This window comes from Planococcus kocurii (assembly GCF_001465835.2).
Taxonomy (GTDB): Bacteria; Bacillota; Bacilli; order Bacillales_A; family Planococcaceae; genus Planococcus; species Planococcus kocurii.
Genome location: NZ_CP013661.2, coordinates 2,920,972 through 2,947,123, shown reverse-complemented (window position 1 = coordinate 2,947,123; position 26,152 = coordinate 2,920,972). Strand labels below are relative to the sequence as shown.

27 protein-coding genes are annotated in these 26,152 nt (G+C 40.9%); 7 read left to right on the top strand and 20 right to left on the bottom strand.

Annotated features, from left to right (window positions below):
• Window positions 1–6: 6 nt before the first annotated feature.
• The 6 genes from AUO94_RS14305 to AUO94_RS14280 form a co-directional block, all read right to left on the bottom strand.
• A complete protein-coding gene (locus AUO94_RS14305) occupies window positions 7–1,557 on the bottom strand; it encodes an acyl-CoA carboxylase subunit beta (RefSeq protein ID WP_058384861.1) in 1,551 nt (516 codons plus the stop codon).
• Between the two features lie 25 nt (window positions 1,558–1,582).
• Window positions 1,583–1,798 (bottom strand): biotin/lipoyl-containing protein, encoded by a 216-nt coding sequence (locus AUO94_RS14300; protein WP_058384860.1) that lies wholly within the window; start codon window positions 1,796–1,798, stop codon window positions 1,583–1,585.
• The gene (locus tag AUO94_RS14295; protein WP_058384859.1) at window positions 1,795–3,144 is read right to left on the bottom strand and encodes an acetyl-CoA carboxylase biotin carboxylase subunit; all 1,350 of its coding nucleotides are present in this window, start codon (window positions 3,142–3,144) and stop codon (window positions 1,795–1,797) included. The genes AUO94_RS14300 and AUO94_RS14295 overlap by 4 nt, the downstream gene beginning before the upstream one ends.
• A gap of 154 nt (window positions 3,145–3,298) precedes the next feature.
• Window positions 3,299–4,051: an enoyl-CoA hydratase/isomerase family protein gene (locus AUO94_RS14290; RefSeq protein ID WP_082707554.1), complete on the bottom strand. Its 753-nt coding sequence runs from the start codon at window positions 4,049–4,051 to the stop codon at window positions 3,299–3,301.
• A gap of 116 nt (window positions 4,052–4,167) precedes the next feature.
• Window positions 4,168–4,344 (bottom strand): 50S ribosomal protein L32, encoded by a 177-nt coding sequence (rpmF, locus tag AUO94_RS14285; RefSeq protein ID WP_006828847.1) that lies wholly within the window; start codon window positions 4,342–4,344, stop codon window positions 4,168–4,170.
• A 24-nt stretch (window positions 4,345–4,368) separates the two neighbouring features.
• Window positions 4,369–4,902, bottom strand: a complete 534-nt coding sequence (locus tag AUO94_RS14280) for a YceD family protein (protein ID WP_058384857.1) — start codon at window positions 4,900–4,902, stop codon at window positions 4,369–4,371.
• 126 nt (window positions 4,903–5,028) lie between these two features.
• Here AUO94_RS14280 and AUO94_RS14275 point away from each other — a divergent pair, with 126 nt between their 5' ends.
• Window positions 5,029–6,228, top strand: a complete 1,200-nt coding sequence (locus AUO94_RS14275) for a nucleotidyltransferase (RefSeq protein WP_058384856.1) — start codon at window positions 5,029–5,031, stop codon at window positions 6,226–6,228.
• Here the strand turns inward: AUO94_RS14275 and AUO94_RS14270 are convergent.
• The 3 genes from AUO94_RS14270 to rsmD form a co-directional block, all read right to left on the bottom strand.
• Entirely contained in the window at window positions 6,216–7,241 is a 1,026-nt protein-coding gene (locus AUO94_RS14270) for a SepM family pheromone-processing serine protease (RefSeq protein ID WP_058384855.1), read from the bottom strand. The genes AUO94_RS14275 and AUO94_RS14270 overlap by 13 nt on opposite strands.
• A 73-nt stretch (window positions 7,242–7,314) precedes the next feature.
• Window positions 7,315–7,794 carry a pantetheine-phosphate adenylyltransferase gene (gene coaD, locus AUO94_RS14265; protein ID WP_058384854.1) on the bottom strand — a complete coding sequence of 160 codons (480 nt, stop codon included), beginning with the start codon at window positions 7,792–7,794 and terminating at the stop codon, window positions 7,315–7,317.
• Entirely contained in the window at window positions 7,787–8,362 is a 576-nt protein-coding gene (rsmD, locus tag AUO94_RS14260) for a 16S rRNA (guanine(966)-N(2))-methyltransferase RsmD (RefSeq protein ID WP_058384853.1), read from the bottom strand. The genes coaD and rsmD overlap by 8 nt, the downstream gene beginning before the upstream one ends.
• 84 nt (window positions 8,363–8,446) lie before the next feature.
• Here rsmD and AUO94_RS14255 point away from each other — a divergent pair, with 84 nt between their 5' ends.
• Window positions 8,447–8,827 (top strand): DUF7147 family protein, encoded by a 381-nt coding sequence (locus tag AUO94_RS14255; RefSeq protein ID WP_058384852.1) that lies wholly within the window; start codon window positions 8,447–8,449, stop codon window positions 8,825–8,827.
• On the opposite strand, the gene AUO94_RS14250 is transcribed toward AUO94_RS14255, so the two are convergent.
• Entirely contained in the window at window positions 8,828–9,100 is a 273-nt protein-coding gene (locus tag AUO94_RS14250) for a YlbG family protein (RefSeq protein ID WP_058384851.1), read from the bottom strand. It abuts the gene before it with no gap.
• A gap of 131 nt (window positions 9,101–9,231) precedes the next feature.
• Here AUO94_RS14250 and AUO94_RS14245 point away from each other — a divergent pair, with 131 nt between their 5' ends.
• A complete protein-coding gene (locus AUO94_RS14245) occupies window positions 9,232–10,140 on the top strand; it encodes a glycerophosphodiester phosphodiesterase family protein (RefSeq protein ID WP_058384850.1) in 909 nt (302 codons plus the stop codon).
• A gap of 65 nt (window positions 10,141–10,205) precedes the next feature.
• On the opposite strand, the gene AUO94_RS14240 is transcribed toward AUO94_RS14245, so the two are convergent.
• Window positions 10,206–10,652 carry a YlbF/YmcA family competence regulator gene (locus tag AUO94_RS14240; protein ID WP_058384849.1) on the bottom strand — a complete coding sequence of 149 codons (447 nt, stop codon included), beginning with the start codon at window positions 10,650–10,652 and terminating at the stop codon, window positions 10,206–10,208.
• Between the two features lie 75 nt (window positions 10,653–10,727).
• Between AUO94_RS14240 and AUO94_RS14235 the strand changes: the two genes are divergently transcribed.
• Window positions 10,728–11,237, top strand: a complete 510-nt coding sequence (locus tag AUO94_RS14235) for a PaaI family thioesterase (RefSeq protein WP_058384848.1) — start codon at window positions 10,728–10,730, stop codon at window positions 11,235–11,237.
• On the opposite strand, the gene AUO94_RS14230 is transcribed toward AUO94_RS14235, so the two are convergent.
• The gene (locus tag AUO94_RS14230) at window positions 11,218–12,282 is read right to left on the bottom strand and encodes a CAP domain-containing protein (RefSeq protein ID WP_058384847.1); all 1,065 of its coding nucleotides are present in this window, start codon (window positions 12,280–12,282) and stop codon (window positions 11,218–11,220) included. The genes AUO94_RS14235 and AUO94_RS14230 overlap by 20 nt on opposite strands.
• Before the next feature lie 144 nt (window positions 12,283–12,426).
• Here AUO94_RS14230 and AUO94_RS14225 point away from each other — a divergent pair, with 144 nt between their 5' ends.
• The gene (locus tag AUO94_RS14225; protein WP_058384846.1) at window positions 12,427–12,792 is read left to right on the top strand and encodes a YugN family protein; all 366 of its coding nucleotides are present in this window, start codon (window positions 12,427–12,429) and stop codon (window positions 12,790–12,792) included.
• Window positions 12,793–12,873: 81 nt separating this feature from the next.
• Window positions 12,874–13,929: a sporulation integral membrane protein YtvI gene (gene ytvI, locus AUO94_RS14220; protein ID WP_058384845.1), complete on the top strand. Its 1,056-nt coding sequence runs from the start codon at window positions 12,874–12,876 to the stop codon at window positions 13,927–13,929.
• 526 nt (window positions 13,930–14,455) lie between these two features.
• Here the strand turns inward: ytvI and AUO94_RS14215 are convergent.
• The 7 genes from AUO94_RS14215 to cyoE all read right to left on the bottom strand — a co-directional run bounded on the left by AUO94_RS14215 (window position 14,456) and on the right by cyoE (window position 21,406).
• The gene (locus AUO94_RS14215; protein ID WP_058384844.1) at window positions 14,456–14,917 is read right to left on the bottom strand and encodes a DUF420 domain-containing protein; all 462 of its coding nucleotides are present in this window, start codon (window positions 14,915–14,917) and stop codon (window positions 14,456–14,458) included.
• A gap of 22 nt (window positions 14,918–14,939) precedes the next feature.
• A complete protein-coding gene (gene ctaG, locus AUO94_RS14210) occupies window positions 14,940–15,863 on the bottom strand; it encodes a cytochrome c oxidase assembly factor CtaG (RefSeq protein WP_058384843.1) in 924 nt (307 codons plus the stop codon).
• A gap of 616 nt (window positions 15,864–16,479) precedes the next feature.
• Complete coding sequence (ctaF, locus tag AUO94_RS14200) at window positions 16,480–16,812, bottom strand: cytochrome c oxidase subunit IVB (RefSeq protein WP_058384841.1); 333 nt, start codon at window positions 16,810–16,812, stop codon at window positions 16,480–16,482.
• Window positions 16,812–17,438, bottom strand: coding sequence for a cytochrome (ubi)quinol oxidase subunit III (locus tag AUO94_RS14195; protein WP_058384840.1), 627 nt, complete (start codon window positions 17,436–17,438; stop codon window positions 16,812–16,814). Before AUO94_RS14195 ends, ctaF begins: the two co-directional genes overlap by 1 nt.
• A complete protein-coding gene (gene ctaD / locus AUO94_RS14190; RefSeq protein WP_058384839.1) occupies window positions 17,428–19,311 on the bottom strand; it encodes a cytochrome c oxidase subunit I in 1,884 nt (627 codons plus the stop codon). Before ctaD ends, AUO94_RS14195 begins: the two co-directional genes overlap by 11 nt.
• 30 nt (window positions 19,312–19,341) lie before the next feature.
• Entirely contained in the window at window positions 19,342–20,436 is a 1,095-nt protein-coding gene (coxB, locus tag AUO94_RS14185; protein WP_058384838.1) for a cytochrome c oxidase subunit II, read from the bottom strand.
• 52 nt (window positions 20,437–20,488) lie between these two features.
• Complete coding sequence (gene cyoE / locus AUO94_RS14180) at window positions 20,489–21,406, bottom strand: heme o synthase (protein ID WP_058384837.1); 918 nt, start codon at window positions 21,404–21,406, stop codon at window positions 20,489–20,491.
• Between the two features lie 347 nt (window positions 21,407–21,753).
• Between cyoE and AUO94_RS14175 the strand changes: the two genes are divergently transcribed.
• Window positions 21,754–22,671, top strand: coding sequence for a COX15/CtaA family protein (locus AUO94_RS14175; RefSeq protein WP_058384836.1), 918 nt, complete (start codon window positions 21,754–21,756; stop codon window positions 22,669–22,671).
• A 36-nt stretch (window positions 22,672–22,707) separates the two neighbouring features.
• On the opposite strand, the gene pyc is transcribed toward AUO94_RS14175, so the two are convergent.
• Entirely contained in the window at window positions 22,708–26,148 is a 3,441-nt protein-coding gene (pyc, locus tag AUO94_RS14170) for a pyruvate carboxylase (protein WP_058384835.1), read from the bottom strand.
• Between the last annotated feature and the right edge of the window lie 4 nt (window positions 26,149–26,152).

Here is a 26,152-nt window from a genome sequence, read left to right as displayed (position 1 = left end):
TTTTTATTATACAGGATAAATCGGATGTTTTCGATATGGCAACGGCAAATCTTTTGTTTCGTAAAAAGATAGACGCTGTGAAAGGACTGAACGCAATTGATAAGGTGCCACAATTTCGTCGATAATCATTTCAGATGCCAAGCGATAAATATCGATTTCTTCTTTGTATTCTTGGTGTTTTTCTTGAACGTACTTAAGTCGTTCTTTTGGATCTTCAATGGCTTCAATTTTATTTGAATAAACAGCGTTTACAGCCGCTTCCGGACCCATTACTGCAATTTGCGCTGTTGGCAATGCGATACAAACGTCCGGCTCGAATGCAGGACCTGCCATCGCGTAAAGACCAGCTCCGTATGCTTTTCGCACAATAACTGAAATTTTCGGTACAGTTGCAGAACTCATCGCAGCGATAAACTTCGCGCCGTGGCGAATAATACCGGCACGTTCTACTTTCGTTCCAATCATAAAGCCAGGAACATCAGCGAGGAACAGTAATGGAATCGAGAACGCGTCGCAAAGATTGATAAATTTAGCGCCTTTATCAGCAGAATCACCGAATAATACGCCACCTTTTACTTTTGGCTGGTTGGCCAGAATACCGACAACTTGTCCGTCAATACGCGCGATACCAGTAATCAATTCACCGGCAAATAATTTTTTAATATCAAAAAAGCTACCTTCATCGACTACTTGATCAATCAGTTCATACATATCAAACGGCGCATTTTGGTTTTCTGGGATGATTGCTTCTAGCGATCGCCCTGCTTTCGCTGCTTTAGCCGCAATTTTTTCAGGCTTGATGGCAAAGTTTGATGGGAAGTTCGTCAAGTAGCGGCGTGCTTCTGAAATGGCTTCTTCTTCAGTTGTCACTAAAACATCGCCCACACCACTAACCGTACAGTGCATACGGGCGCCACCCATTTCTTCAAGCGACACTTTTTCACCGATAACTTTTTCCGCCATGCGCGGTGATCCTAAGTACATAGAGGCGTTGCCTTCAACCATAATGACGATGTCACAGAAAGCTGGAATATAGGCACCACCCGCAGCAGATGGACCAAATAGTAGACATATTTGTGGAACCATGCCGGACATTCTTACTTGGTTGTGGAATATTTTACCTGCACCGCGGCGATTTGGGAACATGTCCAGTTGATCTGTAATACGCGCACCCGCAGAATCCACTAAGTACAGCATCGGTACTTGCATTTTTTCTGCTGTTTCTTGAATGCGAATAATTTTTTCAACAGTACGTGAACCCCAAGAACCTGCCTTAACAGTAGAATCATTCGCCATCACACAAACTGTTTCGCCGTTTACTTTACCGATAGCTGTGACAACGCCATCAGCTGGCAAGTCAGCCGCCTCTACATTAGCAAAACGCCCATCTTCCGCGTAGTTTTCATCATCAAATAATAATTTCAACCGATCACGGACAAAGAGTTTATTGCTTTCTTTCATTTTGTCGTGATATTTTTGCTGCCCCCCAGCAAAAATCTTTGAAAGTTTTTGTTCTAGACGTTCGTTATATCCTGTTGTTTCAGTCGTTTTTGTCATTTCGTTGTCCCCTTTGCTTAACCGATTATTCTCCGACAGTCATCAGTACGTCGCCCTCATTAACAAAGCTGCCGACTTCCACATGAATTTTCTCCACTTTGCCGCCAACTTCAGCTTCTACTGGAATTTCCATTTTCATCGATTCGATTGTTAAAACCGCCTGCCCTGCTGTTACTGCCTGTCCTTCAGCTGCTAATATGTTTAATACCGTTCCTGCCATTGACGCTTTTAGTTCTTTCATAATGTGTGTTCCTCCTTTGTTTTTTCCATCCATTCCGGTAATACTGCCGTTGCATAATTGCCTGAGACAAATTGTTCTGATCCAATAAATTCCTTAAATAAAGGAATATTGGTTTTTACGCCATTAATTGTAACACGATTAAAAAAAGTTTGTGATTTTGATAATGCATCTGCACGATCACTACCGTGAATGATGATTTTCGAAATCATCGGGTCGTAAAAAGGAGTTACTTGATTGCCTTCTTCATAGCCAGTCTCAATTCGTGCGCCTTCCCCCCACTGGAGTTTTTCAAGCTTTCCAGGAGACGGGAAAAAAGTTTTAGGATCTTCTGCGTAAACCCGGTACTCAATAGCGTGTCCCTTCGTTTGGATCTTGTCTTGAGAAGGTAGTTTGCCCCCGTCAGCTACAGTCAGTTGCCACTCAACTAAATCTAGCCCCGTAACTTCTTCAGTAACCGGATGTTCTACTTGAAGACGCGTGTTCATTTCAAGAAAATAAAATTCATTATTAGAATCGACGATAAATTCGACGGTTCCAGCATTCGTATAATTCACGGCTTTTCCTGCTTGTAATGCAGCGGCGCAAAGCCGTTCACGAACATCCTGCGGCAAATTGGGCGAAGGCGATTCTTCAATCACTTTCTGGTTGCGGCGCTGAACTGAACAATTTCGTTCATATAAATGAACGAGATTGCCGTGATGATCCCCAAAAATTTGTACTTCGATGTGACGCGCATCCGCGATAAACTTCTCCAGATACACAACGTCATCTCCAAAATAAGCTTTGGCGCGATTTTTTACCGAGTCGAATTGTTGAGTGAGCGCTTGCTCATTTTCACAGCGAACCATACCAATACCACCACCACCTGCACTTGCTTTTAACATTAATGGATAACCAATCTCCACCGCTTGTTGCAAAGCTTCTTCAAGCGTCGTCACGCCTTCTTCAGTTCCTGGAACAACCGGTACTCCTGCTTGAATCATCGTTCTACGAGATTCGATCTTATCACCCATTTTTTCGATGATATCGCTTGAAGGGCCGATAAAAATCATTCCGGCTCGCGCCACTTTGCGTGCAAAATCGGCATTTTCCGACAGCAGACCATATCCCGGATGGATAGCATCAACTCCACGTTTTTTAGCTTCTTCAATAATTTTGTCGATTTGTAAATAAGACTGTACGACCGGATTTGGACCGATCAGTACAGCTTCAGTCGCTTCACTGACGTAAGGCAGATCCCCATCTGCTTCAGAGTGAATAGCGACTGTCTCGATTCCAAGGCGATTGCATGTCCGAATAATTCGACGTGCGATTTCTGCCCGGTTCGCGATTAGGATTTTCTTCATATTTGAAATACCCCCTATGTTTTCTCCCTTCTATAGCATATACGAATTTTGTAAGCGATTTCAACTATTCGTTGAAATATTTCTTTTATTTTGTTTAAAACCGCTTTACTCATTTGGTAGTTGAATAAAAAAAGAAACCCTCTCAAAAAGGATTTCATTTTTTTGTTTTATTGAGAAAGCGGTCGACTGCTTCGTGATGTGCATCTCGTTCCCACAACACAGCACATCTTCTAACCTCTTGTTCGACCCGTTCAGCTAAATCTGTTTTTTGCCATTTGCGAATGGCTATTTCTTTATAAGCCCGGTGCACGTCCGGATGAATTTTTTTCATCTGACTAAAAAATACCTCAACATCTTGCTCGTCATCAACAATCACCGATGCCCAGCCACATTCTTTCAGTTCACTAGCCGTGTATACGTTTGCTTCACTGAGCATTTTTAATGCTTGATCGTGCTGCAAGGTTTCCAATAGATAAGTTCCGCCACCCCAACCACTCGTAATAGCGAGCGTGCCTTGTATGAAGCCACATTTCGCATGACTCCACACAAGCCTATAATCGCATGCTGTGGCAATTTCACAGCCACCCCCAACAGCAGTGCCATTAACGACCGCAACTACCGGCACAGGCAACGTTTTGATTGAATACAGCACATCACTCATCCGCTTTAACATGCGATAGGATTGCTCTTCAGTTCGCAAAGTATGAAACACCGACAAATCACCACCTGAACAAAAAGCCTGTTTACCAGAAGCTGTAATAACGACCATCTGGACACTTGCTTGTTGCGCTTTAACGACTAATTCTTCAAGTCCTGCTGTCACTTCATTGTTCACTGCATTGCGTATATGGGGCCGATCAATGGTAAACGTCATGATGCCATCTGTCAGGTCGATCGTATAAGACACAAAAATCCCTCTCTTCATCCCGTTTTCATGTAGGCGTTTCGCACTTATTTATGTATAGAGAAAAAGGCTATCGAGAGCCATGGCCTCTCAATAACCTTTCAGCAACAAATACTGTTTTATTTGCTTGCTACTACTTCTTTCCCTTTGTATGATCCACATGCTTTGCAGACGTGGTGAGCCAATTTACTTTCGCCACAGCTTGGGCAAATTACCATGCCCGGCACTGACAATTTAAAATGTGTACGGCGCTTTCTTTTAGCGGTTTTGGACGTTCTTCTAGCTGGTACAGCCATTGGTGACACCTCCTTACACTAATTCTATTCATCTGACTGATCAAAATACTTTGCTAAATCAGCAAGTCTTGGATCCGGTTTTGGTGGTGCCGCTTCTTTCTCTGCTTCGTACTCTTCGTCTGTTGAATACGACCAATCATTTCCGCCTTTTATAACAGACTGATCAGCGTCTTCCTTAAACACTTGAATCGGAATCTCCAGCAAAACAAGTTCCTCTAGTAGTGGCTGAAGGTTTATAACTTCAGTTTCTACAAAGTGAACATCACTAAGCTTGTCTTCTTGACCTTTTCCAGACCAATCAAAGACTTCAACCGTATCAACGTTTATCGGAAACTCAACATCCTCCCAAGTTCTAGCACAAGGTAGCGTAAGCATACCTTCGAGATGGAGTTGGCACGTTAATTGTTGCGAACCAATTGTGCAATGTCCTGTAACATGTACAGGTGAAATTTCCCGAATATCGCTATTCCGTAATTTCACTGCATCCAAATGAACCATTTGGTCAATTGGCAGTCCGTCTTTGCGATGCTTTTGAAGCTGTTGAATCGCTATTTTCATAAGTAATCACCTCAAGACAACAAAGTTGATTATATAATGCACAGAAAAAGATGTCAAGAAAAAATCTTGTCACTCTATTTCAAACATCGGTATACTGGAGTTAATTCTACCAAAGAGGTGAACAAATTGAAAGCTGTAGGAATTATTGTTGAATACAACCCTTTCCACAACGGACATCGCCACCATGCTGAACAAGCACGCATATCGTCTGGTGCCGACCTCGTCATTGCGGTCATGAGTGGCCAGTTTTTGCAACGCGGCGAACCCGCATTTACGGATAAATGGAAACGGACACAAATGGCGTTAGATGCGGGTATCGATTTGGTAATTGAACTTCCTTACGTTTATGCTACGGCACAAGCTGCCGATTTCGCGAAAGGCGGAATTGCATTACTTGATGCAATCGGCTGTGACTCTTTTTGTTTTGGCAGCGAACAAGGAACGATTGACCCTTTTTTGAATTCTTTGCAGTTGTTGACTGAGCAGTCTGACAACTATCAACAACTTATCCATGACGCTATTCAAACTGGCATTAGCTATCCAAAAGCCTTGAACAATTCCTACTTAACTTTGACAGGCAAGCAACCGAATTTTGCGGATTTAACGCAACCGAATAATATTTTAGGGTTTCATTACTTAGAAGCTGCTCAAAATTTGGGTTCCTCTATGAAACCGTTGACCATTCAACGGATTGGTGCAAATTATCACGACTCAATAGAAACAGGTCTGCCGATTGCCAGTGCTACTGGAATTCGTGAAGCTTTTTTTAAGGGAGATTCGGTTGATGAACTATCCACTTACATGCCAGAATCTTCAATTGCCTTATTAAAAAAAGCGCAAGACGAATATAGCTGCTTTGGCAGCTGGGAGCAATTCTACCCTTTGCTGCGGTTTACTATTTTGCGTGCAGGCCCTGAACAAATAAAACACTACGCTGAAGTAACAGAAGGTATTGAAAATCTAATTTACCAGTCGGCAAAAACAGCCGACAACTTTGAATCCTTTATTTCACTAGTCAAATCAAAACGTTTTACGCGAACTCGGATTCAACGTATGTTAACGCACATCTATACAGGCTTCACGTGGTCTATGCTAAGGTCTTTTGACTCTCCCACTTATGTTAGGCTTCTCGGTATGTCTAACAGCGGAAAACACTATTTAAACCACAAAAAAAAGAACATCACGCTTCCCCTCATAAGTCGCGCAGCTGATCTGGGCGACCCAATGGGAAAACTTGATATTCACGCCACCACCATGTATTTACAAGGCATGGGCTCAGTTCATCTAAAAAAAGAGTTTACGACTCCCCCAATTTACCGGGGCTGAAGCTCCTCTAAATAAGCTAACGCATCTTCAACTGTTTCGACTGGAACAATCTTCATTGGTGTTCCAATTTTCTCAGCGGTTTCAACAGCCGTTTGGTAATTGCTGTCACCACCACCCTCAACTGGTTCACTCGGCGCAAAGAAAATGTCAATGTCTGCAGAGTCGGCTGCCATAATTTTTTGGTCGATGCCACCGATTCTACCGACTGAACCATCACTTTCCATTGTACCGGTACCAGCAATGTTAAAGCCTTTCGTAATGTCTTCATCCACCAATTGGTTGAGGATTTCAAGCGTAAACATTAGTCCCGCTGACGGTCCGCCTATTGTATCGGAATCAATTTCTACTTCAGGCGTCGTTTCAATGCTTTTATCTTCAACAAAAGAAATGCCTAAACCCACTCGTTTCGTGTCTGAAGGCAATGGAGCTAACTGGATGTCTGTACTAATTTCGCGGTCTTTGCGTTTGTAGAGAACTTCCACGCTGTCCCCAACCCTCTTGTCGCTTAAGTAATCGATAAATTGCTGCATTTCGATAAATTTATTGCCATCCACCTCAAGTACACGATCACCTGGTGATAAGACGCCGTCTGCAGCCCCTCCCATCAAGACACTTAAGACAAAGACACCATTATTGCTAATTTCGTAAGGAAGTTTTGCTTGCTCAAATGCAATTTGCAGCGCATTCACTTGTGAATCGGACATTAGTTTTAACTGGCGTACATTGTATTCTTCGTCGCTCTCATGAGGGCTTCTTACTTGTTCAGGCTGTAAAACTTTATAACCATCTCGAACTTTCGCCCATACGTAAAGCGCCGGTGTAGCCGTCAGCATTGAGACCGTCATTAAGCTGAGGCTGCCCTCATCGTCTTCATCTCCTCCAGCAACTTCGACTAGCGGTGACAACTCGTAGGCCCCGCCTGGTCTCGTTACATAAGCATCTAGTTGATAGGAAGAAAGAAAAATCACCAGTGCTATGACGATAACAAAAATGAATAATCGTTTATTTTTCATCAAATTCTTCCCTTCTTTAACCAGCATCTTGCGCTTTGTCAAATCTACAAAAAAAAGTCACGAGATTCGTGACTTATTGGAATTTCAACTGAAGTGCTTTTTCAACTACGTCAGGAACTAGGCCGTTAATATTGCCTTGATATTTCGCCACTTCTTTTACAATGCTTGAACTAAGGAATGAGTATTGGTTATTCGATATCATGAATAGGGTTTCAATATTTTCGTTTAAAAACCGGTTCATCGAAGTGATTTGCATTTCGTATTCAAAATCACTGACAGCACGTAAACCACGGATAATGGCATTGGCCTGCACTTCAACTGAATAATCGATTAGAAGACCTGAAAATGAATCCACTTTGACGTTAGGCATAGACTCTGTAACTTTCGCAATCATTTCCATTCGCTCTTCAACATTAAACAATGGATTTTTGGAAGAATTATTCATCACTACTACTTTTACTTCATCAAAAATAGTAGATGCTCGTTTAATGATGTCCAAGTGACCCATGGTAATCGGATCAAAACTCCCTGGAACTACAGCAATTTTAGTCAACTTGCTCTCCTTCTTCCCCCTGATAGCGGTAAATTGAAATCATCGTACTGCCATAAAGTTCTTTTTTATAGCGTTCAAAATACGTCGTTCGATCTGGAAGTTCTACTCCACGATCATGTTCACAAACTACAATCGCATCTTCTGTCACAATTCCTAATTCTCCCGCTTGGTCCATCAAATCATAAGATTTTTTCATGTGATAAGGTGGATCGAGAAACAACAGCCTGGCCTGCACACCATTTTTCTTAATCGCTTTTAATGCACGTTCTGCATCTGCCCGGTGAACTTCAGCACGGTCGGCTAAACGGACTTTTTCCAAGTTTGCGTGAATTGTTTCAACAGCCCGCTTGTCTTTATCCGTAAAGATGACGTGATCAATACCACGGCTTAGGGCTTCAATTCCCAATCCACCACTTCCTGCAAATAAATCCAACGCGTATCCCCCGTCAAAAAATGGACCAATCATATTGAAAATAGATTCTTTTACTTTATCTGTCGTCGGTCTGGTCGAATTGCCCGGAACCGCTCTCAATGGAATTCCTTTAACAGAACCTGCTACAACACGCATACTTATCGCCTCTAACTTAAATGATTTTCTTGATGCATTTTAACTGCCTAATGGTAAAATGAAGACTGGAAAGGACGTGAAATGATGATACAACGTTTTATTGAACTCGGAGAAGGGTACGGAGATATCTATGAGCTCCGTGAACTAATCACAAGCAACAAACAACGCTTTATGCACGGATTTGTATTTGTTTCAACAAATCCGCAGGGACACAATGTATTGTCAATTGCAGCAGTATTTAAACCGGCTTCGGAAGGAAACTTTATGCCAATCTATCTTTGCCGTGAAGGAATTCCAGTCGACTCTAAGCGTTTAGCCGTTTTTGAGCAAGTCGTTTCAGAACTCGGACATAGTCCCATCAAGATGGAAGTCAAGCACTCATCCGTATATGCAGATAAAAAAATCTATCATAGCCATCTAATTTCAGTTTTAAGATTAAATCACTATATTCCGCCTATGCAATAATCAAAGACCGATTTTGTAATCATATTCCTTTGCTTTATCCGGCTTGGCGTTTTCATATTCTGTTTTAAGAAATGGCCGTTGGGATTCAAGTACTTGTTTCACATAAGGTAATTTGTTCAGCTTTGTTTTGGTTGCTTCGATGACTTCTTGGTCCATATAAAGGACTACATATTTCAATTTACGTGAAATATAATGAACGTGCCCGAATTTCCGTAGCGATTTGGCTTGTTTCAAATGATGCACATAGACAATGAGGCCTTGGCGATCATGCATAACTATCCCTCTTTTCTTAGAGTCTAGAATACCATAGGAAAGAAAAAAGCCGCAACCGAATAAACTGACAGTACGGCAATCTATTCGCTATACTGTTTTTATTATAGAAATCCAGGGAGGTAATTTACAGTATGGGAAAAAAGACTACTATCGGTTTAGCAGCTGTAGCCGTTGGAGCCGCAGCTTGGGCAGGCTCAAAGGCTTTAGCTAATCCAAATCAACGTCCTGCTAAAGAAGTACTAAATTACGAACAGCCGATTGTGCTGGCACATCGTGGCGGTGCCAAACTGGCACCTGAAAACACGATGGCTGCCTTTAATCGCTCAGCCGAACTTGGCGTCCACGGCTTTGAAATTGATATTCGCATGACAAATGATGAAGAAATCCTCGTTTTTCATGATGAATTTATTGACCGGACAACAGACGGAGCCGGTAGAGTTGCCGATATGTCACTCGAGCAATTAAAAGCTTTTGATCTTGGGTATCATTTTATCGATTTAGACGGACAACATTCCTACCGTGGCAAAAATGAAAAAGTGGTCTTGTTGCGCGAATTGATTGAACAATTTCCGCAGCTATATATCAATATCGATATTAAGGATGCACCAGAAACTTATGAGGGCAGTTTAGTGCCTTCAAAACTGTGGCGACTGATTGATTCGCTTGGAGCCCAAGATCGCGTGGCTGTTACTTCTTTCTACGATGAACAAATCGATCGTTTTAATTTGTATGCTCAAAATCGTGTAGCAATAGGTGCCGGAGAAAATGAAGTCCGGAAAGCGTTTACGTCTTTTAATAGTCAATTCGGGCATTTGTATCAGCCACGAGCAGATGTTTTTCAGATTCCTCTAAAGTCTTCTCTGTTCCGGTTAGATTCTTCTCGCTTTATCGCATTTCTAGAGAATTTGAATATTCCGGTACATTATTGGGTTATCGATGAACCAGACACGATGCGTGCATTAATTCATGCAGGTGCAAAAGGCATCATAACGGATCGCCCTGATCTTGCTGTCGCTGCTATTTCAGAAACTGCAGAATAATAGGCATAAAAAAAGTGCAACGCAATCGTTGCACTTTTTTTATGAAAATTTTCGACGTCGAGTCGTTATGCCGAACACGAACAACCGCCACCAGTGCCACAGCTGCTTCCACAGGAAGAGTCTGAAGAGAAAAACGGATTAGAGGACGGGATTTTCACTGCCTCTGATACTGATCGGCCGATGATAAAGCTTACTTGATCCATTAGATCCTGAAGCTCGTTCTCCATTAAACGCAGATTGGCTACTTTTTCATTTAAATCTAAGCGACGCTTATCCACCCGGATTTGCTTCATCACACGCGAGTATTCTGGATGATATTTGCCAAAGCGTTGAACTTCTTCATATTGTTCTTTTAACCTAGCAAAGGCATGGATTTCATTTGCCAGATTTTTATCGTTATAGACAGAGTCATAAGCTTCTCGGTAAAGATCGGCTTGCTCTGATTGTAGAATCATTTGGCTCAACTCATCTGCAAAGTCAGTTATTTCAGCCCATTCATAGGTCATAATCATAGCATTTTCCTCCTTTACGCTTTAATCATAGCAGATATTTTTGCATTTCACTATAGACTTGAAAGGAATGTCCTTATGTGTACAATAACTGAGCAATTTGCTCGCATTATAGAAAATAGTAACAAGGAAGATTTAGCTATTTTAACTGATTACTTAAGTAATTTCGAGAAAAAACAACAAGGCGAATTTTCTACTTATTTGAGTGCTAGTCTAAACATGACACGCATTACAGACGAGCAATCTTCTGTCGTCGCTATACCGAATACGCCATTTATTCATAACAATGTAGCCATTCCACACGGCGGTATTCTTGCAGTTTTGCTCGACACGGCAATGGGTACTTTGGCAAACAGTAAATGTCCAAACGGCACTACAGCTGTCACAACAAATCTGACCATTCATTATTTGACGGTCGCTACCGAAGAAACCATAAGTGCACGTGCCCATATTATTCGTAGCGGGAGACATACGATGGTACTTGAAGGAAATATCTTTCAAGCAGATGGAAAACACATTGCGACTGCAACCGGTTCTTTTTTCATTATTCCTGAAAAAAAAGAGTCGATTACTGCTTTACAGCAGTAACCGACTCTTTTTCAAGAAAAATCTGTGTATAATATTTTCCGAACGCTCCGACTCCGGTTTCAGTGTATTGGTCATTCAGTAAGGTTTTACGGTGAATGTCTGAATTGATCCATCCGTGTGCAGTTTCTGCTGCATCATAATAACGTGCAGCTGTATTGACAGCTGCCTCTTTGAATAAGATATTGCCCTCTTGCAAACGCGCATGTAAATCTTTAAATTCTATTTCTTCAGAAGAAAAATTCTGTCTGGCCATATCTTCACTATTGGCTTCAGCAACAATGCTTGCTTGCGGATCAATACTTAGTGTTTTTGATTGATGACGCAGACGATAAATATTGACTAAGTCGGCGATTTGCTTAGCATTTGCCTGATCAATCGATTGTTGCATAGTGGAAGAAGGAGCTTGGATTGGCAGCAATTCACCAGAGAACATCATGTCGTATGGATGATGACGAATTAAAGTCTCAGCGTCCATAAAGCGAACAGCTTCTAATACACGATCAGTAGAGTCAATATAGAGCTGTGCGTAAACGCCATCGAATTTAACCAGGATGCGCTTATCCATATCTTCAGCAGTGACATTGAATGTATAAACATTAGCGCCATATTTAACCGTCACTTCATTTTCTAATATGGTAAACCGATATATTTCATCTAGACTTTGCCCAATCTGATAAGGAGTGGCGTCTGTTGCAGCACCTGCTGCATAAACTTGAACTACTTTGTCGTCTTTTATCCCTACCATTGTAAAGTGAACATAGCTGGCATTGTAGATCCACCATTCGTAGCCGTAAGCAGAAGGTTCTTTCCGTTCAGGTTCTCCGTACTGCTCAATCCAATGATCGCTAGATTTACCTATATAACTTGAAATTCCTTTTAGAGGACGATCAATATCCAAAGACTCATCTGTAATATGTTCGCTCGGCAATGGATCTGCCGTGCGCGGAGCTTCAAGAACATCATTCTCGTTTATTGAAGGATCCAAGTAAAATAACCCGATCAGAACTATCGATAGAAAAATCATAATACGCAACAAGTCTTTCAACCGAACAGCCCCTTTGCTATTGTATCTTCCTCATTATAACAGTCGTCTCTACACTGACACAATCTAGCCATTGCAACAACTTAAATTATGATCTATTATTAAAGGAGCATGTAGTCTTTTTTGTTAAAGAGGAGGAGAGATCCTATGTATTTTGAAAATACAGGACTTGAAAACATTCACGTTGATGGCGCATTACTTGAAAGCATTATGAACAAACAGAGCTTGACCAAAGAAGGTCAGTGGGATTATGAGCGTGTCACTTATGACCGTAAATTCATCGTGCGTGAAGGCACTTATTATTTACGCGTATTTGCTTATGCTACTTCTGGAGACGTCGATTCAAACGATGCCACAATGCGCGTCTTAAAACCCGTACTTGGTAAGCATTATTATCCACACGGCGTTGAATACGGTGAAGATGAAAATTTCCCAGAACACTTGGTTAAAACTTGTATCGGAATATTAGACGCTATTAAAAAAGACGTCGAAGCTTTCGAAATCAGCGTATAAAAATCCCGCAGTTCATCAATTGAACTGCGGTTTTTTTAACCAATCCATGAACATTTTAACTTCATAAGGAGGATTTAATACGTGAAGTGGTTGACGAAAAGAACAGTAACAATCGCTATTGTAATAGCGGCTTTGATTTTAATTTCAGTTTACATATTACCTGTTTCTATCCCTCTGATCATCGCTTTGATCACTGCTATTTTTTTAGAACCGCTCGTAAACTTTATACATAAAAAATTCAAATGGCATAGAAAGTCTGCCGTCATCTCTGTATTTATCTTATTTCTATTAGTAGTTTCTCTGCTGCTTTATTGGATTGTTACTCAATTAATCGGACAAATTATCCAATTTTCTAAGATGGTTCCAGAGTACACGAATTCCCTGTCCGTCATGTGGGATGAGTTTCAAAGTTTTTTCTTCCGCTCAACACGAGATATGCCAGTTGAAGTCGTTTCTTCATTTGAAACTGAACTGGCGGGCTTTATGGAAGGAATTCGCAATTGGGTACTGACCATTGTCAATTACGATACAGTAACAAATTTATTGACTGGTATTCCTTCTTTTCTTGTTAGCTTTATTGTCTTTTTAATTGCCTTGTTTTTGTTTATGTTGGATTTACCCGATTTGAAAATCTTGCTTTTCAAACGGCTAAAAGAATCGACAGCTGAAAAAGTTCGTTTCATGTTTGCACGTTTAAATAAAGTGATTTTTGGATTTCTAAAGGCTCAATTTCTCGTAAGTTGTATCATCTTCATCGTGTCACTCATTTCTTTAGCTTTCATTACCCCGGAATATGCTATCGTTATGTCTTTAATCATTTGGCTAATTGATTTCATTCCAATTTTGGGATCTATTATCGTTTTAACTCCTTGGTTCGCTTATGAATTTATAACGGGTGACGTTGTCCAAGGAACTCAATTAGCAGTTCTAGCATTAGTTTTATTGATTATTAGAAGAACGGTAGAGCCAAAGGTTATGGGTACACAAATTGGCCTGTCTCCATTAGCTACGCTAATCGCGATGTTTATCGGATTGCAGCTGATTGGTTTTCTCGGATTTTTTATTGGACCATTGATTGTTATTCTCTTTACATCAGCACGCGAAGCTGGAATGATTAAAATGGATTTTAGAGTATAAAAAAAGGGGCTGTCCCAAGAGGTCATAAACAATGACTTTTTTGGGGTACAGCTCCTTTTGCATGTGTCAAAACAGGCTACTTTCCTTTCCAGCGCTCGCTTTCCGCAGGCACGGCCTCAGCCGGCTACACCCTCTCCATTCCCATCAGTCGTTCTGGAACGAAAAATGAGACAAAAAATCGTCCATTTCTGTAAAATGGGAGTCATCACACCACCAGTAGAAAAAAAGATTTTTATGTGAAATCTGAAGTTGACTTCTCCGAAGGATAGCACGGAAAAGTGATGATGGACGTCCTCTTTAAACAGATAACGCAAAATTGACGGAGAGAGTGTGTTCGGTCTATCAAGGGCAATCCGTCATTCCGGTGATTTCTCCTCTAGGGTCTCGATAAAGTGCACACGGCGCTCGGGATTGTGGCATTGCCACTTCTACATTTTAGGCGATAATTCCAAAAAAACAGACGAAGAAAAAGGAATTCTTTTTCTTCGTCTGTTTTATGTTAGAGATTGATTGGACAACCTCTTTTTTATCCACCTAAAATAGCTTTGAATACTGAGGTTGTATGGCCGCCTTCATAAAATACATAAAGGAGTAAGTAAACCATGACACCAGTGATTGCTGTAGAAAACCAGACAATACTAGTAATCGGACCAATTTTGCGATGTTTCGTCAATTGATTTTTCCAGCCCCAGTAAATAGTGAAAAGGCCCATAATTCCACCGGTTGTAGCCAAGGTAATATGAAAAATCAAAAATACGGTATAAAAGATTTTCAAATCATCTGGCCCGCCAAAAGCGGTATTGCCGATAAAAATAGTGCGAGACATGTAGATGATGAAGAAAGTGAGTGCCGAAGCCCCTGCTCCCACCATCACTTTCTTGTGAGCTTCAATTTTGCGGCGAAGGACTAGATTCCAGCCAATCGCTACTAAAATTGCGCTTAATACGATAAAAAATGTACTGATAGTCGGCAATAGCGGCAAATTCATTTAAGTTATTCTCCTTTATGATTCAAGCGTTGTGTCTGTGGTAAGCCATATCTTTACGGTCTTGCAAAGATTTTGCTGTAATTGCATCCGCATTTTCTGTTTCATTACGCAACCACTCGTAGAATACTAGCCATAAGAAACCTGTAAAAACAAGCTCCTGAAGCACTTTCATTGTAATTCCACCAGTTCGTTGATCTTCAATCGCTGACATCGTAGAGAACAGCTCAGGGCCTGATAGGTTAAGCTGCGATAGCGTTCCAGCAGGCACACATAACGCCATTGCTTGCAGCCAAGCTTCCCCATCCGTATAGGTTGCGTAAAAAGGAGTTCCACTAAAGATGATCAATGCACATGCAGGGGTCATTAACACGCTAAGTCCAAATAAATACCCCAATTTCTTTAAACCATGAAATTTATGCATGCCTTCCATTTTATTCACTACCGGCCACCAGTAAAATATAGCAGAGGTAAACAATATAACGTTAGTCACTCCGTGAATGAGCATATCTTGTTTAACAAAATCAAAAACCATTGGAATGTGGTAGAGAGAAAAGACCATTCCGAACAAAATCAGAGCAAGCATTGGATTAGTGAAAAAATTAAACAATGGCTTGACGACTGGCAGATTGATAAACGCTCTCCAAAGATAAGTTGGTATCCCCATAATCAACAATGGCGGAATCAACAGGAGCAATAACGCCATCTGGATCATATGCATAGTAAAAAGAATATGTCCATATAAATCTACAGGCGAACCTTTAATAATATAGAGCAGAATTATACCAGTTACAAAAAGTCCAGCTTCTTTTATGTTAAGCGGCTGATGGCCTTTAAACTTTCCGCGCCATTTTACAGTGATTAAAAAATAGAGAATCGTCACTAAAACGAGGACGGCTAAGTAAACGGGACTCCATAAAGCTTGGAATCCGAAGATACTGATTGGCATGGAACGGACCTCCTTTTCCTCAAGTACCCTAATTATATAGTGGTCTATGAACTATATCAATGAACGAACTATGAACAATACAAAACACATACAGATTCATGTCGAATCTGACATGAATCAAGCGAACGCATTATTTCCATAGCTCGATGCCTCATGACTCTTTGTCGCTTTGTGTACACAACAAATCAATTGCAGAAAAGAAACTGTCATGTAAGTCTTTAACATAAAACAGACAGAGAAAAAGAATTCTTTTTTCTCCGTCTGTTTTTTGAATTGCGGTCCAGAATCCCGAAATCGGTGTGCACTTTTTCGAGTTCTCCGAGATGACTTTTACAAAACGACCGATTGTCCTTGGTAGTAACGAAAACACTTGCCACGCCAATTTGCATCTGCTGTAGATTTCTGTCATCGATTTATTAGCAAAAGCTGATTTGACCTTTGCTTTCATTTTAAAGAAATGGTCTTTTAAAAGATCCAAACTGGCTAATGGCAGCCAAGACGCTGAGGAAACAGTCCCTCTCAATAGACATCCGTTCATTCTGTCGCACGCAAAAAGGAGCTGCACTCAAAAAGTCATTGATCATGACCTTTTGGCACAGCCCCTTTCTAAGAGATTCTACCACCAAATAATTGTTACAAATGTGAGAACCGTGATGAAAGCTACAAACATTCCACAGAACATAAAGAACGCAACCATGCCGTGTCCTTTACCGCTCATGTGCATGAAGTAATACAGTTGAAGAATTACTTGAATGCCTGCTAACAATAAAATAATAGGAACAATCAAGTAAACCGAAAATCCAGCCGCAACCATGGTAAAAGCAATTAATGTTAAGAAAATCATAATTGCGAAAGTGGCTAGATGGCCTCTCATTTCATCTGCTCTTTTTTTCTTAACGTACTCGAATTCTGCCTGCGATCTAACATGAATATGTGTATCGTGTGCCATTATCCGATCACTCCCATCAAATAGACGACAGTAAAGATGAATACCCATACGACGTCAATAAAATGCCAGTATAACGAAGCTAAATAGAATTTTGGTGCATTGTACATGTTCAAGCCACGTTTTGCGTTACGAAGCATCAAGGCGATAAACCAGCTAAGACCGAATAGTACGTGCGCACCATGCGTTCCAACGAGTGTAAAGAACGCCGAACTGAACGCACTATTGGTATAGCCAAATCCTAAATGGACGTAATGATTAAACTCATAAATCTCCAATCCAAGGAAAGTTAGACCAAGCAAAACGGTAATCCCAAGCCAAGCCTGCATGGCTTTAAAATTGTAGTTTTTCATGTGATACATAGCGTAAACACTTGTTAATGAAGATGTTAAAAGAATCATCGTCATAGCAAAAACTAACGGCAGTTCAAAAAGTTCAGCGGCAGAAAATTCCATGCCGCTTGGCCCTTTGTCTTTTAATGCAAGATATGTTGCGAAAAGAGTCGCAAATGTTACTGTCTCAGCTGCAAGAAGCAACCAGAAGCCAATAAACTTATTTTTTCCTTCCATCGTAGCCGTCTCAGGGTGTTCGGGCCATGATTGAGGAGTATATCGTTGATTAATGTCCATCAGTGTTGCCTCCTTTCGCATCTTTCAGTAATTCTGCTTTTGTAATGTGGAAGCCTAAATCATCTTTCAACGAGCGAAGCAACATTGAACCGAAAGTAATGACTAGTCCAAGAATCAAGACCGCTAATGCCCAAGGCTTGTCGCCATCAAGGAAGTACAATGCACCAAATGATGCGACGAACATTCCTAGTGAAATTACGAAAGGAATGATTGAGCCATTCGGCATATGGATGTCACCAAGAGGTTCTGCGAAAATCATGCCTTTTTTATTGCCTTCCATTTTTTCGATCCAGTACGTATCAAGACCACGAACTAATGGTGTTTGTGCAAAGTTATAAAATGGCGGTGGAGATGGAATAGCCCATTCCAATGTACGACCGTCGCCCCATGGGTCATTGCCGACACGCTCATTTTTAACCGTTGTAATCACGACGTTGACAAGAAGAATGATGACACCAATCGCCATCAAAACAGCTCCAACTGAACTAATTGCGTTAAACAAATCCCAGCCTTGATCTGCGCTGAACGTGTAAACACGACGTGGCATACCCATTAACCCTAGGAAATGCTGAATGAAGAATGTTAAATGGAATCCAATAAAGAAGAACCAGAATGTCCATTTCCCTAATTTTTCGCTAAGCATCGTTCCAAACATTTTTGGCCAGTATAGATGTGTACCTGCAAGAATACCTAGTACAACACCACCGACAATAACATAGTGGAAGTGAGCTACGATAAAGTACGAATCATGCAATTGGTAATCCAAAGGTGCGATTGCTTGCATGACTCCTGTAACTCCACCAGCTACGAACGTAGGGATGAACGCTACAGCGTAAATCATTGGAACAGTGAAGGAAATATTGCCTCCCCAAATTGTCAGTAACCAGTTAAAGATTTTAATTCCGGTTGGAACAGCAATGATCATTGTCGCTAAAGCGAAAACAGCATTAGCTGTTGGTCCTAAACCAACTGTGAACATATGGTGAGCCCAAACCATGAATCCGTAAAAACCAATTAGGATTGTAGCAAAAACGAGTGCCGTGTATCCGAAAAGACGCTTACGTGAGAAGATTGCAAAGATTTCGGAGAAAATACCGAAAGCCGGCAAAATCAAAATGTAAACTTCAGGGTGACCGAAGATCCAGAATAAATGCTCCCAAATAATCGTGTTTCCGCCCATTTCAACTGCAAAGAAGCTAGCATCGAACATACGATCAAAGATCATAAAGAATAGTCCGACTGTAAGTGGTGGGAAGGCCAATAAGATTAGAGCAGAAGCAACAAAAGTTGTCCACGTAAACAATGGCATTCTCATGTACGTCATACCTGGTGCGCGCATATTGATAATCGTTACTAGGAAGTTAATCCCTGCTATCAATGTACCAAAACCAGATATCGTTAATCCCAGTGAATAAAAGTCGATTCCGTGACCTTCAGATGCAAGTGCGAGCGAAGCATAGTTCGTCCAACCTGCGTCTGGTGCGCCTCCCATAAACCAAGAAAGGTTTAAGAAAATACCACCAAAGAAGAATAACCAGAAACCAAGTGAATTTAAGAATGGGAAAGCCACATCACGCGCACCAATTTGCAAAGGCATAATGGCGTTCATGAAAGCCAGTAAAATTGGCATGGCTGCCAAGAAAATCATGGTCGTACCGTGCATGGTAATAACTTCGTTATATGTTCCAGCACTTAGGAAATCATTTCCTGCTTTAGCTAACTGGATACGGATCAACATCGCTTCAACGCCACCAACAAGGAAGAAGAAACCACCTGAGATGAGATAAAGGATCGCGATCTTTTTATGATCGACAGTTGTCATGAAGTCCCATATTGTAGCGCCGAAGCCCTTTTTTTGAGCAATAGAACTCACAGTGAATACCTCCCTTTTTTAAGCTTTTTTCTACTCTTCAACTGATAGGCCCATTAGATAAGCCGCAAGAGCATCAAGTTCTTGATCTGACAGTGCTTTTCCATTATTTAATGAAGCCGCTTCTGGCATTAAGTTACCAGGTTTGTATTCTTGTGGATCTTGAATCCAATTTTTAAGATTTTCTTCGTCGTGTTCTAAGTATCCAGCAACACGGTTACGATCGCCAAATGTTGCTAAGTTAGGACCAACGCCACCAGTTCCGCCAGCACCAGAAGTTGCGTGGCAAGAAATACATGCTAAACCATCAGCTCCAAACAATTCTTCGCCTTGTTGAGCAAGATCTCCTTCAACTGCAGCTGGTTCTTCGGCTTGCATAGCAGTTACCCATTGGTCAAACTCTTCGCGATCCACAGATTTCACTTTGAAATCCATCAATGCGTGAGAAGGTCCACAAAGCTCAGCACATTTACCATAGAATACACCGTCTTCAAGTTCTGCTGACTCCTGGTCAAACTCTAAATAGAACGTGTTGACGTTTTCAGGGTTTACATCCAATTTACCGCCAATAGATGGAATCCAAAACGAGTGTTTAATGTCTGCTGAAATCAAGTTAAAGTAAACGCGTTCATCAGTCGGTACGACCAATTCTTGAGCAGTTACAATTCCTTGTTCCGGATATTCAAATTCCCACCAGTAAAGTTTTCCAGTTACGTTGACCGTTAAGTTAGATGACTTACCATCTTTTGCTTCAACGTCCATCGTAGAAACGTCAGCCAAATCAAATGTTGAATAAACTGTTGGAACAGCAAGAATTAAAAGTAAGACAATCGGAACCGCTGTCCATAAAAATTCTAATTTCGCGCTTCCTTCAACTTGTTCCGGAATCATGTCTTCCCCCATTTTCGAACGGCGGAATTTAACGATTGCTAAAACGAAAATAATTGTTACAACGATGATGACAAATAGCATAACAACTGATGATAAAATCAACAGATTAAATTGATCTTGAGCAACTTTGCCCGCTGGTATCAAGGTCGAAATCTCTTCGCGCCCACATCCCGCAAGAAAAACCAATAATGTGGTCATCAATGCGAAAAGCCGCCATTTTTTAATCCCTTTCATCATAGCTTTTCATACCCCTCTCTTGTATAAGTAGTTTCTCTGTAGAAATGGTGTTTTAGATGAAGACAGCAAAAATAATCATTGAAACAAAAAGAATGGTCATATAGTTCAATGAATAAATAAACATCGTCTTCGCCCATTTCAAGTCATCAGTCACCTTAAAGCCACGAATAGCTAATACAAGCCAACCGATGTTTAAAAGTGTCGCTAAGATGATGAAGCCTGTCCCAAGTTCCATTAATAGGAATGGCAACGGGAAAAGCATTACAACCCATGCAAGCATAGATTTCTTGGTTCTGTGAAAACCTTTAACTACCGGTAGCATAGGAATATTCGCTGCCCGATATTCTTCTGTTCGTTTCATAGCTAACGCATAAAAATGCGGTGGCTGCCAAATGAACATGATCAAAAACAATGCCCAAGCACCCGTCCCGAGTGTTGGTTCGACAGCAGCCCATCCGATTAGTGGAGGAATGGCACCAGAGATGCTTCCCACTATCGTGTTGCTGACATAACGTCTTTTTGACCACATAGAATACAAAACGACATAAGCTAAAATTCCGGCAATCCCAAATAAACCAGCTGATACAGAAGCGGAAAACAAAAATAATTCGCCTATAACGATGAAAGAAATCGCAAGTGCCAATACAGCTGATGGCTTGAATCTTCCTGTTACTGTCGGACGTGATTTTTTACTTTCCATCAAAGGGTCTATATCTGTATCAATATAGTTGTTCATAGCTGCTGAACCCGCAATGATTAATGCTGAACCGACAATCGTATACACAAGGATATCCAGCTCATTCAGAAAATGTCGGTCGGAAAACTGAAATGCAAGCCACAATCCTGTAAAGACTGTAATCAAATTAGAATTTACGATTCCAATCTTTATAAGTGCCAAAAAGTCTTTCAGAAATGTAGTTGCTTCCGGTGTTTCGTTTGTCTCTGCAGACATTGCCCGGCCGTTTGACATATAAGTCCCTCCTTTCAAAGTTGTAAGCATACTCCGCTAATCATAACTATATCTAAATTCCAGTTGTTTTTCTACATATAACTGAAATTTCCTGATAAAAGAGATGATTTTCACGTAATTGGTCTCACAAATATACATCTCTTATCATACCCTAACGGCTACACTATTTTAAGATAGAAAAATAATAGTTTTTGAACAGTTTGTGAAGCCCCCTTTATTATGTCCAAATCTTGAAAGTTTCCACTATTGTTGATTTCTCGTTGTATTTTGAAGTAACATTCGCTATTATCGAGTATGCAGGTAAATAGGAGTTTAAAATTTTTTCTATAGAAAAAGTAGGTGGTAACTTGCAGCAAAATAAATACATTAAATGGTTTGCCGTAGCGGCTACTATAGGCATGTTATTGATTCTTTTAGGCGGCGCTCTTGTCACAAAGACCGACAGCGGCTTAGGCTGTGGACGAAATTGGCCAGATTGTAATGGCAAGTTGATTCCAGATAATATTACAGCTGAAGTATTAATCGAGTTTTCACATCGTCTCGTCACAGGAGTAGTTGGTATACTAATTGTCATTTTGGCAGTATGGGCATGGAGAAAGTTCGGACACATTCGTGAAACTAAATTCTTAGCAGTCATGGCCGTTTTCTTTTTAGTCTTGCAAGCATTGATCGGCGCAGCGCAAGTTCTCTGGGGACAAGGTGATTTTATTCTAGCTCTTCACTTTGGAATCTCTTTGCTATCGTTTGCTTCTATATTGCTTCTGACTTTATTAATTTTTGAAGTAGATCGGAAGTTTGATGCAGATCGCTTACAAATTGGTAAGAAATTACGTCTTCACACAATCGGCGTTACTTTGTATTCTTATCTCGTCGTTTATACTGGTGCTTTGGTTCGTCACACAGATTCCAGTCTCGTTTGTGCAGATTGGCCGTTGTGTCGAAATGACAGTTTCGCATTGCCGAGCAATATGTATGAATGGGTACAGATGGGGCATCGTGCCGCTGCCGGCTTGATTGTCATTTGGTTAGGCTATATCGCTTGGCATGCAATCAAGCAGTATAAAGATCAGCGCGTCATTTACTGGGGATGGAGCATCGCTTTCATCATCGTTTTACTTCAAGCAACGACCGGTATGCTTGTTGTGCTAACAAAACTAAACTTAGTTGTTGCATTGCTTCACTCTTTACTAATTTCTATGCTGTTTGGTTTACTGTGCTACATGGTGCTGCTTGTTTCACGCAGCCGAATCAAAAAATCTTCATAAAAAATAGGGCTTGCGCTTTTGCGCCAGCCCTATTTTTTATTTTCTTTCCATTTCAATTAGCAAATCTCCTGTAGAAATACCGTCATTAGCAACTACATGGATTGCTTGAATCGTTCCAGCAAAAGGAGCTTGAACAGTTGTTTCCATTTTCATCGCTTCTGTCACGAGTAAATGGTCACCGCGTTTTACTTTAGCGCCTGTTTCTGCAAGTACTTTTAATACTGTTCCAGGCATTGTCGCAGCAATATGGTTTTCATTTGTTGGATCTGCTTTTGGTTTAGCCGTATTATCGGTTTCCACCATCATATCCTGAATACTCACTTCACGCGGTTGGCCGTTCAATTCAAAATAGATAATGCGTGTCCCGTCTTTTTGTGGTTCACCAATTGATACCATTTTCACCATAAGTGTCTTGCCTTTTTCAATTTCTACTTCAATTTCTTCGCCCAGTCTCATTCCGTATAAGAATGTTAATGTATCAAGAACAGATACGTTGCCGAATTGGGTATTCGTCGTTGTGTATTCATCAAATACTTTTGGATAAAGTGCATAAGCCAAAACTTCATGACTTGTTACTGGACGTTCCAATTTATCATACAAAGTTCTCTTAATGGCATCAAAATCTGCAGGTTCTAGCAGTTCACCTGGACGAACCGTAATTGGTTCACGCTCTTTTAAAATGACTTTCTGAAGTTCTTCTGGGAATCCGCCATGTGGTTGTCCAATATACCCTTCAAAAAATTCAATAACTGATTCGGGGAAGTCGATTGTCTTCCCGCGTGTGATTACTGTTTTTTCATCTAACTCATTTTGAACCATAAACAATGCCATATCCCCTACTACTTTAGAAGAAGGAGTTACTTTTACGACATCTCCAAATAATAAGTTGACGCGTGAATACATTGCTTTTACTTCTTCCCAGCGCAACCCAAGCCCTACAGCTTTAGCTTGTTGCTGAAGATTGCTGTACTGACCACCTGGCATTTCGTGGACGTAGATTTCTGAATGCGGGCTATTCATGCCACTTTCAAAATCTACATAGTATTTGCGAACGTCTTCCCAATAATGGGACATTTTTTCGAGATTTTTCACATCTGATCGAATTTCACGTTTGCCACCGCTCATAGCATAATGTAGAGAACTTGCACTTGGTTGTGATGTAAGACCTGCCATCGACCCTAGAGCTGTATCAACGATATCAACACCTGCTTCAATCGCTTTCGAGTACATATAAATTCCGTTACCACTCGTATCATGCGTATGAAGGTGAATTGGCAATGACACAGTATCTTTAAGTTCAGATACTAAACGATATGCCGCTTCTGGCTTTAACAGTCCCGCCATATCTTTAATCGCTAAAATATGTGCGCCTGCTGCTTCTAATTCTTTAGCCATATCTTTATAATATTGAACCGTATATTTGTCTCGACTCGGATCCAAAATATCTCCAGTGTAACAAATTGCCGCTTCAGCGACTTTGCCCGATTGGCGGACTTCATCAATCGCCACTTCCATACCTTTGATCCAGTTTAAGCTATCGAAAATACGGAATACATCGATTCCTGCATCTCCAGATTTGCGAACAAATTCACGAATCACATTATCCGGGTAATTCTTATAGCCGACCGCATTTGCTCCTCGGAACAACATTTGGAACAAGACATTCGGAATATCTTTACGAAGTTTGATCAAACGTTCCCAAGGGTCTTCTTTTAAAAATCTGTAAGAGACATCGAACGTGGCGCCTCCCCACATTTCCAAAGAAAATAGATCACTCTGCAAACGAGCAGTTTCTTTCGCAATTTCAAACAAATCATGTGATCGAACGCGTGTCGCAAGCAACGATTGGTGCGCATCACGGAATGTCGTGTCCGTGATCAAAACATCTTTTTGTTCATGAATCCATTTGGTTAATCCTTCCGCTCCTTGCAAATCAAAAATTTGCTTTGTGCCATTTGGCGCTGGAGACAAGAGATCGATTTCCGGTTTTCTTGGAGCCGTATGAATTGGTTTCTTTTTCTTCTCAATTCCAGGAAAGCCGTTAACTGTCACATTACCAATATAACTTAATAATTTAGTACCGCGGTCTTGTCGGACTGGGAAGATAAACAACTCTGGAGTCGTATCAATAAAGCTCGTATCAAAATCGCCTGTAATAAAGTTTTTATGTTTTACAACATTTTCTAAGAAAGGAATATTTGTTTTGATTCCACGGATACGGAATTCCTGAAGATTGCGATCCATTTTAGCAGCTGCTTCTTTGAATGTTAATGCCCAAGTCGATACTTTCACTAAAAGAGAATCGTAATAAGGTGAAATAACAGCCCCTTGGAAGCCATTCCCTGCATCAAGTCTTACGCCAAATCCACCACCCGAGCGGTAAACCATCAATTTTCCGGCATCTGGCATGAAATCATTCAATGGATCTTCTGTCGTTACACGCGATTGAATGGCAAAACCGAATAATGGAATGTCACTTTGTTGCGGAATTCCTACTTCTTCGCTGTGAATCATATGTCCTCTGGCAATATGAATTTGCGCATGAACAATGTCGATTCCTGTAATCATTTCTGTAATCGTATGTTCAACTTGAATACGCGGATTTACTTCAATAAAGTAAAATTCATCATTTGCTACGAGAAATTCGACAGTACCGGCGTTTATGTAGTCGATATTTTTCATTAACTTGACTGCAGCATCACAAATTTCATTGCGTAATTCATTGCTGATTGAATTGGAAGGTGCAATTTCCACAACCTTTTGGTGACGGCGCTGGATCGAACAATCTCTTTCGTACAAATGGATAACATTGCCCTCAGAGTCCCCCAAAATTTGAACTTCAATGTGTTTTGGTTTATCAACAAATTTTTCCACATACATTTCATCGGATCCAAATGCAGCTTTCGCTTCAGACTTCGCACGTTCATAAGAAGATGCTAATTCTTCGTGAGATCTAACAATTCGCATTCCACGGCCACCACCGCCAAGAGACGCTTTGATCATTAACGGGAATCCGGCTGTTTTGCTGAACTCTTCAACTTCCTCAAGTGACTCAACAGGACCATCTGTCCCTGGAATCACAGGAATACCAGCCGCAATTGCTTGAGTGCGCGCTTTTACTTTGTCTCCAAACATGTCTAAATGCCGCGAAGTTGGACCAATAAAAACAATTCCTTCTTCTTCACAACGTCTAGCAAAATGAACATTTTCAGATAAGAAGCCATAGCCTGGATGGATTGCATCCACATTGGAATCTTTAGCGATACGAATGATGTCTTCGATATCCAAATAAGCGTCAATTGGTTTTTTTCCTTTACCAACCAAATAGGATTCATCCGCTTTGTACCGATGAAACGAACCACTGTCTTCTTGAGAATAAATCGCAACTGTTTGAATTTTCAGTTCTGTACAAGCGCGGAAAACCCGAATAGCGATTTCTCCGCGGTTGGCCACCAAGATTTTGTCAATCTCCTTCACACCG